The sequence below is a fragment of the Acidimicrobiales bacterium genome, from assembly GCA_041394265.1.
GTDB lineage: Bacteria > Actinomycetota > Acidimicrobiia > Acidimicrobiales > SZUA-35 > JBBQUN01.
The window spans coordinates 1,098,859-1,109,762 of the sequence record JAWKIO010000005.1 but is presented as its reverse complement, the minus strand read 5'-3'; the positions used below and the strand labels follow the sequence as shown (position 1 = coordinate 1,109,762).

The window sequence follows — 10,904 nt, the reverse complement described above, 5'->3', positions numbered from 1 at the left end:
CGACTCCATTTTCAGGTGACCATCTCATGACCACGTCCTCCGCCACTGCCAGCCAGCTCGCCATCTTCGGCGAGTTCGCGTCCGATGGGCGGGCCTTCTACGACAACGCCGTCGCTCGATTCAAGGCCAACAACATCGTGCTGCCGACGTTCGCGCAGCTCCGAGACCCCTCCACCATCCCCGGCACGATCGTCGAGCAGCTCGCCGGTGTCGAGAAGGACGCCGCCGACCCCCGCAACCTGTTCCGGGTCCACTGGTACAACGAGCACGCCGATGCTCCCGGCGACAACTACCCGGGCTTCGTCGATGTGCCGACCCACGTCGAACTCCCGTCGGAGCTGACTGGCGTCGATGCCCGGATCGTCCTGGCGTTCGGCAATCGGTTCCCGATGATCCGGGCTCACAAGGTGCTCGCCGCCTACTCCTGCCTCGCCGCCCGTCTGGTGACCGGGCGCTTCGACCCGACCCAGCACCGCGCCATTTGGCCGAGCACCGGCAACTACGCACGCGGCGGCATTGCGATCTCCAAGATCATGGGCTGCCGCGGTGTGGCCATCCTGCCCGAGGGGATGAGCCGCGAGCGGTTCGAGTGGCTCGAGCGTTGGACCACGAACCCCGACGAGGACGTGATCAAGACCTACGGCACCGAGAGCAACGTCAAGGAGATCTACGACGCCTGCAACGAGCTCTCGCTCGACGCCGGCAACGTGATCCTGAACCAGTTCAGCGAGTTCTCGAACCACATGGGTCACTACGCGGTCACCGGTCCGTCGCTGGAGAAGGTCTACCAGCATGTCACCGCGTCGAAGCCCGGCAAGCTGGCGGCCTTCGTCTCGGCGTCGGGCTCGGCCGGAACCCTCGGTGCCGGCGACTACTTGAAGGACCATCAGGGGGCGAAGATCGTCGCCGTCGAGGCGCTCGAATGCCCGACCATGCTCTACAACGGCTTCGGTGACCACAACATCCAGGGCATCGGCGACAAGCACATTCCGCTGATCCACAACGTCACCAACACCGACATGGTCGTCGCCATCAGCGACCACGCCACCAACTCGCTCGACGTGCTGTTCAACACCCCGGCGGGCAAGCGACATTTGGTCGAGCGGGGGCTGGCTCCCGAGTTGATCGACGCCATGGTCGACTTCGGGTACTCGTCGTTCTGCAACATGCTGGCCGCCATCAATGCGGCGAAGGTGTGGGGTCTTGGCGCCGACGACGTCGTCATCTCGGTCGCGACCGATGGCTCCGACATGTACAACTCCGACCGAGAGCGCATCATGTCCACGTACTTCTCGGGCGGATTCGACGACGCCGAGGCCGAAGCGGTCTTCGACGACGTCCTGGTCGACGTCGACACCACCCACAGCCGAGTGCTCGACGACGTCGAGCGCAACCGGATCTTCAACCTCGGCTACTTCACGTGGGTGGAGCAGCAGGGTGTTTCGGTGCCCGACTTCGAAGTTCGGCGCAGCCAGGACTTCTGGAACGGGTTGCGTCCACTTGTCGACACCTGGGACACGATGATCGGCGAGTTCAACGACGCCACCGGCGCGAGTTTCGACTGAGGTGGAGGCCCGAGGCGAACGCGCCGACCTGCTCATCCACGATGCTCGCCTCGTGGCCACCGTCGATGTCGAGCGACGCGAGATCGCCGGCGGCTGGGTCGCCATCACCGGCAACCTCATCTCGGGGATCGGCGGGCCGGCCGATCCGGCGCCGCAGGCCGCCCGGCGTATCTCGGCCGACAATGCACTCGTCACCCCCGGCCTGATCAACACCCACCATCACCTCTTCCAGAACCTCACGCGGGCCTGGTCACCGATGACCGACGCCCCGCTCTTCGGCTGGCTGACATCGCTGTATCCCACGTGGACGGCAAACATCGACGAAGAGGCGGTCAACCTGGCCGCATGGGTGGGGCTGGCGGAGCTTGCGCTCTCGGGGTGCACCACCTCGACCGACCACCACTACCTCCACCCGGCCCGGGCCGGCGATCTGCTGTCCGCCGAGATCGCCGCCGCCATCGACCTGGGGATGCGGTTCCATCCGACCTACGGCTCGATGAGCTTGTCGGAGAAAGACGGTGGGCTCCCGCCCGACGACGCCGTGATGGACGAAGACGACATCCTGGCGGCGTCGCAGCGTCACGTCGACCGCTGGCACGACCCATCACACGGGGCCATGGTGCGCATCGCACTCGCCCCTTGCTCGCCGTTCACCGTCACCCCGCACCTCATGCGTGAGACGGCCGAGTTGGCCGAACGGCTCGACGTCAGGCTGCACACCCACCTCGCCGAGAACGCCGAAGACGACGAGTACGCGGTTGCGACGTTCGGGATGCGCCCTGTCGACCTCTACGAGGACGCCGGTTGGATGACCGATCGTTCATGGGCCGCTCACGTCGTACGCCCCGACCCGGCAGAAGTCGTCCGGCTCGGTCGAGCCGGTGTCGGTATCGCCCACTGTCCGAGTTCGAACATGATCCTGTCGTCGGGGATCGCGCCAACGGTCGATCTGCACCATGCCGGCTGCTCGGTCGGGCTCGGGGTCGATGGATCGTCGTCGGCCGATTCCGGGTCGTTCTGGCAGGAGGCCCGGCTCGCCATGCTCCAGGGCAAACTCACCTCGGGGGCCGGGGCCATGACCGCTCGACTCGCGCTCGAGTTCGCCACCCGAGGTGGAGCCGGCTGTCTCGGTCGGACCGGTGAGATCGGTGAATTGTCGGTCGGAGCGGTCGCCGATGTCGCGATCTGGAAGCTCGACGGACTGACCTTTGCCGGTGTGGTCGACGATCCGATCGAGGGCTGGTTGCGCTGCGGTCCGGTGGCCGCGTGGACCACCATCGTCAACGGTCGACCGGTGGTCGAGCAGGGCGTGCTCGTGGCGAGTGATCTCGAGGATCGGCTCCGGCGGCATGCCGTCGTGGCACGACGCTTCCAGGCCGTCTGACACCGGCTCGGACCGGTGCGATGACGGCTCAGGCCGGTGAACGGCGGCGTCGGCTGGCGTCGATACTGCGTGCCGTGCGGACCACGGACGCCGTGGCGGGGACCGCCTCGTTTGCGCCGTTGCCGTGCTGGGACAGGAGTGGGGCGAGCGCCTCGAGCAACGCGCTGACGCTGACACCCCATTCGACGGCGACGTCGTGCCACCGTTCGTGGGCGGCGTCGCTGACATAGGCATGGAGCGCTCGACGCGACGATGACATGGGTCCTCCTGCGCAACCTCGGGGCGAGGCACTAACGTGAGATCGGCCATGACACCGTATTGAGGCCTGACGGGAGCATCCAGACGGAATCTCGTCGCACGATTTCGATTGACGTGAGCGGCGGGCGCTCGGAGGGACCTTGAGCGACAGGCGCGGCATGAGTGTGGACGAGGTGCTCGCACTCATCGGTTTCAGCACCGAGTTCCTGCCGCATCCGGCGGCGCTGCTCACGATCGAGCAGGCATCGAACGTGGCAGGCGTCCCGAAGACGACCGTCGATTCGGCGGTGAGTGGGTCGAATCAGTTCCGGGAGATGGTGGTCGCCGAGGCGATCGGCCAGCTGCAGACGCAGCCGGGGCCCGAGACCTGGCAAGCGCTGCGCAAGGGATTGCGCGGGTCGTCACTCGTCGAGACCGTCGCGTTGGTGCTCGACGCTCGGGCGTCGGAACTGGCAGACGACCCGGCCTTCGCCCTGTTCCTCGGTGGCTACGACTGTCTCGAGAAGGAGCGAGTCGCCGCCGTCGTCGATGTCGCAGCGAGTGAGGTGGTGCGTCGGTTCGTACCGTTCATCGAGACGGCGGTCGCCACCTTCGGCGACGATCCGTTGGTCTCCGTTGGCGCCGACCAGGCGTTCCTGATGCTGCACGTGCTCCTCACCGAGGCCTATCGCCGGTTGCCCGGCTGTCCCCGCCCCGAACCGGCGGCCGACGCCACCCTCACCCAGCAGTCGGCGGCGCTGATCGTCGACGAGTTCGCCTCCGTGGTCGAGGCCACGGTGAGCGGGGCATGGGACACGTTCCTCGGCCCACCGTTCGACTCGCACGTCCCTCCCGTAGGACGCCTCGCGACCGCGGTGAGAGCCGGCGCCGGGCTCCTGCTCAGTGGCGCCGTCCCGGTCTCGATGCGATTGACCATCGGTGACGTGACGGCAGCAACCGGTCTCAGCACCGCAGCGATCTACCGGCGATTCGGATCCCTCGCCGATCTCGAGCGTGCACTGCTCGAGCGGGTCGGCCGGGAGATCCTGGTCTGCTTCGAGGACGACTTCTTCGACTCGCTCCTGGAGCGAGTGCGGTCGGGCGCCATGCCGGTCGGCGAAGCGTTCTCGATGTTCACCGAGCGAGCAGCGGCCGAGGTGGCCGACCACATCGAGCGAGGTCGCCCCGACCGTCAAATCATCCCGTGGATGCAGCACGCGGCGACCGCCGAAATCTTCCGCAACGCCTACCGCGCCGGCTACCAGCTAAGGGGAGCGTTCTACGAGGAGTTCGGCGCACTCCTCGGTCTCCGCCCGGCCGACACCCTGTGCGGCGCCGACGTCTCGGCCATCCTCAGCGCCCACTCGGTCATCTCCGAGCTCATCCTGCGCCGAGCCCCCGACCGCGAGACCGCCTCGGCCGTCATGCACACCCGCTTCCCGAGGATCAACGCCCGCCTGTTCACCTGACCCGAACGGTCGCCCCGAACCGCTACCCGACTGCTGACTCGGCTGCTGACTCGAACTGTGCGTCAAACACATCGCCATCCCCGTTCTGTGCGTCAAACTTCCCGCGTGCGGTGACTTTGACGCACAGAACGGTCGGGCCGGTGACTGTGACGCACAGAATGAGTGGCGTCGGCGGCCCGGCGGCGGTTGGGAGCGGGTCAGCGGAAGGTGCAGATCGAGCCGGCCCAGAGGTCTTCGATCAGGGCGGCGTCGGTGTCGTCGGACAGCAGGCCGTGGTAGCCGGCACCGTCGGTCGAGGTGCTGAACTCGGTGCCGAGGGTGGACTCCTCGACGGTCACGGCCCAGTGGTTCCGGAGGGTGGCGAGGCTGGTGCCCCAGCCGATTCCCGCCAGATCGGTGAGGGTCGAGCCCGGTCGGGTCGACCAGCCGATGAACGCCCCGTCCGCGAACTCGAGCATGATCTGTCCGTCCCAGGTGGCGACGAAGTCCTGCCCGTTGCCGCACTCGCTGGATCCCGGTCCCTGGTTCGAGGCCGGTCCGAGGAGGTCGGTGACGGCGTTGACCACGATGCTCTGGGCCGAGTCGAAGGCGAGCATGTTGGTCGACCCGGTACCCGCCTCCACCACCATCAGCCCCTCGGGTGCGAGCGCAAGGACGTACTCGTCGACGGCCTCGGTGGTGGCGGTCGAAGCAGTGTTGGTCGAAGCAGTGGTGGTCGTGGTTTCGGCCGTGGTGGTCGTCGTGCCCTCGGTCGACGACGTGGTGGACGACTCGACCGCTTCGCTCGAAGAGGTCGTGGCGAGCGAGGTCGTGGTGACGGCGTTCGCGTCGATCGTGGCGTCGGACCCTCCCGAGCAGGCGGTGGCGACGAGGGCGAGCACGGCGGCGATGGTGACGGCAATCGGGCGTCGGGTGGTCATGGGCGTTCCTTGGGGCGAGCGATGGCACATCCTGCCACGGGTGGAGGGAGCTGGTGTTCGAGTGGGCGGTGGCCGAACGGGCTGGGTCAGACGGCGTCGCGAAGTTCCCGCTTGAGGATCTTGCCCGATGCGTTGCGGGGCAGCGGCTCGGTGACGAGCGTGATGTGGGTGGGGACCTTGAACTTGGCGAGCCGCTCGCCGAGAAACGCCTGGAGCTCCGCGACCGTCACGGGGTCGCCCGAGTCCTTCACCATGATGTGAGCGGCGACCTCCTCGCCGAACCGTTCGTGGGGGATGCCGTAGACGGCCGCTTCGTACACCGCCGGATGCTCGTAGATCGCCGCCTCGACCTCGGCGCTGTACACGTTCTCGCCGGCTCGCAGCACCATGTCCTTCGCCCGGTCGCTCACGTAGACGAATCCCTCGTCGTCGATGCGGCCGATGTCGCCCGTCCGGAGCCAGCCGTCGACGATCGTCGCCGCGGTCGCGTCCGGCCGGTTCCAGTAGCCGCGGATCAGATTGGGACCGCGGAACCAGATCTCACCCGTCTCTCCCGCAGGAAGCGGGGTGCCGTCGGGATCGGCGATGCGGACGTCCATCACCGGTATCGTGCGCCCCGTCGAACGGGGTCGGGCGAGGAAGTCGTCGCCGGTGTTCTGCGGTCCGTACGCGTTGGTCTCGGTCATGCCGTAGCCGAGTCGGGGCCGGCCGGCGGAGAAGTTGTCTTCGATCCGCTTCACGAGTTCGGGCGGCATGGGCGCGCCACCACCGCCGACCGATCGGAGCGAGGACGTATCGGTCGTGGCGAACGACGGATGCTCGAGCAGATCCCAGCTCATCGTCGGCACACCGACGAAGCTGGTGACTCGCTCCTGTTCGATGAGTTCCAACGCCCGGCCGGCGTCCCAGCGATGCATGATCACGAGCCTCGAACCGTTGACGAAGGCGCCGAGCATCACCGGCACGAGTCCGGTCACGTGGAAGAGCGGCACGGCGAGAATCGAACAGGGCGACAACGGTGGCGTCGGGCTCGCCGGCGCAGCGGGGGTCGGGTTGCGCAACGCCTCGACGGCGCCCCGGGCGGCGTAGGCCAGCAGCGCGCTGAGCACGGCGCGGTGAGTGCTGATGGCTCCCTTGGGATGGCCGGTGGTGCCCGACGTGTAGAGGATGCTGAGGTCGTCATCGAGATCGACCTGCACGTCAGGCATTGTTGCGCCCTCGATCAACGCATCTTCGAGTCGAGGGTGGTGTGAGCCGGGGCAGCGAACGGCGATGACCTGGGCCGCCGTTGCGTCCGCCGCCTCGATCCGCTCGATGCGCTCGGCGTCGGCGATCACGACGCTGGCACCGCTGTCGGTCAAGGCGTAGTGCAGCTCCTCGGTCTGCCACCAGGCATTGAGCGGGACCACGATGGCGCCGATCGAGGTGATGGCGACGTAGCTGGTGATCCACTCGGGGTAGTTCCGCATGGCGATGGCGACCCGGTCGCCCTTGGCGACACCAAAGTCGTTGACGAGGGCGTGGCCGATCTGTCCGGCCTGCTCGAGCACCCGGTCCATCGACCAGCGTTCGAGCTCTGGGCCGTCGTAGACGAGGAAGTCACCGGTTCGGCCGGCTGCGGCAGTGAACAGGGCTCGGAGGTTGGCCGGGGTGCCGACGAAGGTCTTGGTCGGCACCCCGCGGATCTCGGTCTCGACGATCTCGTACATCGTGCCCGGCGCGCAGACGGCGGCGCAGGCTTCGTCGTAGGTGGGCGTTGGGCCGGGCTGCATGGCGTCAGTGTGCCTGCTGCGCCTGACGTTGCCGAATTTGCCGCGCCGCACTCGGGCAGCTCATTGACAAAGTAGATCAGTTGATAAAGAATTCGGCTCGATGTGTCGCCAGTCACACAACGCCAAGCGCGATCGGCGGTCGTGCGCCGCGCCCTGGTCGAGGCCGCACTGCATGAGTTCGCCGCTCACGGGTTCGACGCTGCGTCGACGCGAGCCATCGCCACCCGGGCCGGCACCCACCAGCCACAGATCAACTACCACTTCGAGTCCAAGCTCGAACTGTGGCGAGCAAGTATCGACTGGCTGTTCGAGCGACTCGACGGCTTGATGTCCGAGGCCGGCACCGCGGCCAGCCCGTCGACCCGAGCGGACTTCGCGGCGGCCATTCGCGGGCTGGTCTACGCCGTCGCACGACTGCCGGAACTGAATCGGATCATGGTGCAGGAGGCCACCGTCGACTCCGAGCGTCTGGCCTGGATTGTCGACCGCCACACTCGCCGTCGCTATGAGACGTTGATGGTGAGCTGGGACGACCTGCGCCGAGCGGGCGACGTCCCCGACATCGACGCGCTCACCGCCTTCTACTCGTTGGTCGGCGCCGCGTCGCTCGTCTACGTGAACGCCCCCGAGGTTCGTCGTGTCGTCGGCGTCGACCCGATCGACGACGACTTCGTCCGCCGCCACGCCGACGCCGTGGTCACCATGATCCTCGGCCCGACCCCTACCACCGCCTGACGTCTTTCGAGGGAGCCACCATGACCAATCCATCCAACGCCGCCGCAGATAGAGACTCGGCCACCGACATGATCGTCGTCGGAGGTGGTCCGGTCGGGGTGATGACGGCCATCCTTGCGGCGCGGTCCGGCATGTCGGTTCGGCTGCTCGAGCGAGCTCCCGAGGTCTACGACCTGCCGCGCGCGATCGTGATGGACGACGAGATCCAGCGGGTGTTCCAGAAGGTGGGCCTCGATGCCGGCCTCGCCGAGATCACCACGCCGCTGGCGGGCGCCGAGTTCGTCACGACCGAGGGTGAGCGGATCATCGGCTTCGAGCTCCCGCCGACCGGCACCTTTCCGTACGGGCACCACCCCACGGTCAGTTACTACCAACCCCAGCTCGAGGCGTTCATCCGTCAGGCGGCGGTCGACGCCGGCGTGGAGCTGTTGCTCGGTGTCGAGGTCGACTCGGTCGACCAGGACGACGCCGGGGTGACCGTTCACACCTCGTCACCCGACGGCGAGGTCACGTACACCGCGACCTGGCTGGTGGCGGCCGACGGCGCATCGAGCGGCATCCGCAAGGCGCTCGGGATCTCGTTCATCGATCAGGGCTTCGATCAGGACTGGCTCGTGCTCGACGTCCAACTGCTGCGTCCCGTCGAGACCCTGCCACCGTTCGTGCAGCAGATCTGTGATCCCGTGCGGCCGACCACTTTCGTCGTGGGCCACGCCGACTACCGGCGCTGGGAGTTCCAGTTGCAGCCCGGTGACGTTGCCGAGGAGATGACCACACCGGAGCGAGTGTGGGCGCTCCTGGCGCCGTGGTTGACGCCGGACGACGCCCACCTCATCCGCTCGGTCGTCTACCGGTTTCATGCGCTCGTCGCCGACGCCATGCGCAGCGGCCGGATCTTCCTCGCCGGCGACGCCGCGCACCAGATGCCGCCGTTCCTCGGGCAAGGGTTGTGCTCGGGCGTCCGGGATGCGGCGAACCTGATCTGGAAGCTCGACCTGGTGAACCGGGGGCTGGCCGGTGACGCCCTACTCGACACCTACGGCGAGGAACGACTGCCGCACGCAGCGGGCGTCGTGGCGAACGCGGTCGACACCGGGGTGTTGATCGACCAACTCGCCGGGCGGGTCGACGCCGACAAGAGTCTCGACGCAGGCTACGGCGGTGCTCGGCCGTTCCCCCATCTCGAGCACGGCCTGCTCCACGGTGAGCATCCGGCGGTCGGACGCCAGGTGCCGCAGCCCGCCATCGACGGTGTGCGGCTCGACGATCTCCTCGGCCAGGGGTTCGCGGTGGTGGTCGCCGACGCTGCTGTCGCCGCCGATGTTCGTGATCGCTGGGGGGCGGTCGGGGGATCGATCGTCGTGGTGTCGGCGGATCACCTGCCGCTGATCCTGGCCGACGAAGGCGCCGTGATCGTGCGTCCGGACCGTCAGATCGCCGCCGTGGCCGCCGACGCGACCGAGCTCGTGAGCGCGACCGACGACCTCCTCGCTCGCCTGCGCTGAGGCGAACGCCGGCGAAGGGTCAGCTCGCCGCGTGCTTGCGCTGCTGGAGGATGCGGCGACCGAGTGAGGTCTTGTGCACCTCGTCGGCGCCGTCGTAGATCCGGGCGGCCCGCTCGTGGCGGTACCAGTAGGACAACACGGTGTCGTCGGTGACGCCGAGCGCGCCGTGGACCTGGATGGCGGTGTCGACGGCTCGCAGCATGGTGTTGGCGACGGAGAACTTGATGGCGGCGATCTCGTCTCTTGCAGCCTTGGCGCCGTACTTATCGATCGCCCATGCGGCGTGGAGCGTCTGGAGTCGAGCGCCGCGGATCTCGGCATCGAGTTCGGCGGCCCAGTGCTGGATGACCTGACGATCGGCGAGGGTCGAGCCATCGGGTGCGATGACTCGTTCGTTGGCCCGATCACACATCAGGTCGAACGCCCGGCTCGCGATGCCCAGCCAGCGCATGCAGTGGTGAATGCGTCCGGGGCCGAGGCGCTCCTGGGCGATGGCGAAGCCCGCACCTTCGTTGCCCAGCAGATTGGTCTGGGGCACCCGACACGACTGGTAGCTGACCTCGGCGTGGCTGGCGTGCCCGGATCCGCTGTGGCCCATCACGCTCACGTTGCGAACGAGTTCGAACCCGGGTGTGTCGGTCGGGACGATGATCATGCTGGTGCGCTGATACGGCGGCGCATCGGGATCGGTCACCGCCATGACGATGGCGAACGCGGCGCCGTCGGCGGACGAGGTGAACCACTTCTGGCCATTGATGACGTAGTCGTCGCCGTCCTTGACCGCGGTGGTGGCGAGCAGCAGAGGGTTCGAGCCGGCCGTTTCGGGTTCGGTCATCGAGAAGCAGCTACGGATCTCGCCCGCGACGAGCGGCCGCAGGAAGCGCTCTCGCTGCTCCTCGGTGGCGTGGGCATGGAGAATCTCGACGTTGCCGGCGTCCGGGGCCTGCACCCCGAAGATGGTGTGACCGAGCGGGCTGCGCCCCATGGCCTCGCTCAACAAGCCGTGGGTGACCATGTCGAGGCCCAGGCCGCCGAACTCGACCGGGTGGTTCACCGCCCACAGTTCCATCTGCTTGACCTTGGCCTGGGCGGCCGCCACCTTGACCTGGAGTTCGGCCGGATCGCCGTGGAGCATCTCACCCTCGAGCGGGATGACCTCGGCATCCATGAAGGCGTTGACCATTTCGAGCATGGTCTGGGTCGCTTCGGACAACGCGAAGTCCACGGCAGTCTCCTCCGTCAGCCGGCGCGGTACGCCGGAAACTGACTGCACCGTAGGAAGCAGCGGTTGGCCCGACCATGGACCTAAGTCCCATG

At 67.5% G+C, this 10,904-nt stretch carries 9 protein-coding genes; 5 read left to right on the top strand and 4 right to left on the bottom strand.

Features of this window, described 5'->3' with window-relative positions; translation table 11 throughout:
* The first annotated feature begins 26 nt into the window (after positions 1-26).
* Entirely contained in the window at positions 27-1,565 is a 1,539-nt protein-coding gene (locus tag R2733_05310; GenBank protein ID MEZ5375912.1) for a pyridoxal-phosphate dependent enzyme, read from the top strand.
* 1 nt (position 1,566) lies between these two features.
* On the top strand, positions 1,567-2,949 hold the full coding sequence (locus R2733_05305) for an 8-oxoguanine deaminase (GenBank protein MEZ5375911.1): 1,383 nt from the start codon (positions 1,567-1,569) through the stop codon (positions 2,947-2,949).
* A gap of 28 nt (positions 2,950-2,977) precedes the next feature.
* Here R2733_05305 and R2733_05300 read toward each other — a convergent pair whose 3' ends face one another.
* Complete coding sequence (locus R2733_05300) at positions 2,978-3,208, bottom strand: hypothetical protein (protein MEZ5375910.1); 231 nt, start codon at positions 3,206-3,208, stop codon at positions 2,978-2,980.
* A gap of 157 nt (positions 3,209-3,365) precedes the next feature.
* On the opposite strand from R2733_05300, the gene R2733_05295 reads away from it, so the two are divergent.
* Positions 3,366-4,655 carry a TetR/AcrR family transcriptional regulator gene (locus tag R2733_05295; GenBank protein ID MEZ5375909.1) on the top strand — a complete coding sequence of 430 codons (1,290 nt, stop codon included), beginning with the start codon at positions 3,366-3,368 and terminating at the stop codon, positions 4,653-4,655.
* A gap of 197 nt (positions 4,656-4,852) precedes the next feature.
* Here the strand turns inward: R2733_05295 and R2733_05290 are convergent, their stop codons facing one another.
* Both R2733_05290 and R2733_05285 read right to left on the bottom strand, forming a co-directional pair.
* A complete protein-coding gene (locus R2733_05290) occupies positions 4,853-5,575 on the bottom strand; it encodes a hypothetical protein (GenBank protein ID MEZ5375908.1) in 723 nt (240 codons plus the stop codon).
* An 86-nt stretch (positions 5,576-5,661) separates the two neighbouring features.
* Complete coding sequence (locus R2733_05285; protein ID MEZ5375907.1) at positions 5,662-7,347, bottom strand: AMP-binding protein; 1,686 nt, start codon at positions 7,345-7,347, stop codon at positions 5,662-5,664.
* A 141-nt stretch (positions 7,348-7,488) separates the two neighbouring features.
* Here R2733_05285 and R2733_05280 point away from each other — a divergent pair, with 141 nt between their 5' ends.
* A complete protein-coding gene (locus tag R2733_05280) occupies positions 7,489-8,082 on the top strand; it encodes a TetR/AcrR family transcriptional regulator (GenBank protein ID MEZ5375906.1) in 594 nt (197 codons plus the stop codon).
* Positions 8,083-8,102: 20 nt separating this feature from the next.
* Complete coding sequence (locus R2733_05275) at positions 8,103-9,587, top strand: bifunctional 3-(3-hydroxy-phenyl)propionate/3-hydroxycinnamic acid hydroxylase (GenBank protein ID MEZ5375905.1); 1,485 nt, start codon at positions 8,103-8,105, stop codon at positions 9,585-9,587.
* 19 nt (positions 9,588-9,606) lie between these two features.
* On the opposite strand, the gene R2733_05270 is transcribed toward R2733_05275, so the two are convergent.
* Complete coding sequence (locus tag R2733_05270) at positions 9,607-10,812, bottom strand: acyl-CoA dehydrogenase family protein (GenBank protein ID MEZ5375904.1); 1,206 nt, start codon at positions 10,810-10,812, stop codon at positions 9,607-9,609.
* Positions 10,813-10,904 lie beyond the last annotated feature (92 nt).

Bases quoted from the DNA above. Each gene is read 5' to 3' on its own strand.
- R2733_05310 (MEZ5375912.1), top strand. From the start codon at position 27: ATGACCACGTCCTCCGCCACTGCCAGCCAGCTCGCCATCTTCGGCGAG.
- R2733_05300 (MEZ5375910.1), bottom strand. From the start codon at position 3,208: ATGTCATCGTCGCGTCGAGCGCTCCATGCCTATGTCAGCGACGCCGCC.
- R2733_05295 (MEZ5375909.1), top strand. From the start codon at position 3,366: ATGAGTGTGGACGAGGTGCTCGCACTCATCGGTTTCAGCACCGAGTTC.
- R2733_05290 (MEZ5375908.1), bottom strand. From the start codon at position 5,575: ATGACCACCCGACGCCCGATTGCCGTCACCATCGCCGCCGTGCTCGCC.
- R2733_05285 (MEZ5375907.1), bottom strand. From the start codon at position 7,347: ATGCAGCCCGGCCCAACGCCCACCTACGACGAAGCCTGCGCCGCCGTC.
- R2733_05275 (MEZ5375905.1), top strand. From the start codon at position 8,103: ATGACCAATCCATCCAACGCCGCCGCAGATAGAGACTCGGCCACCGAC.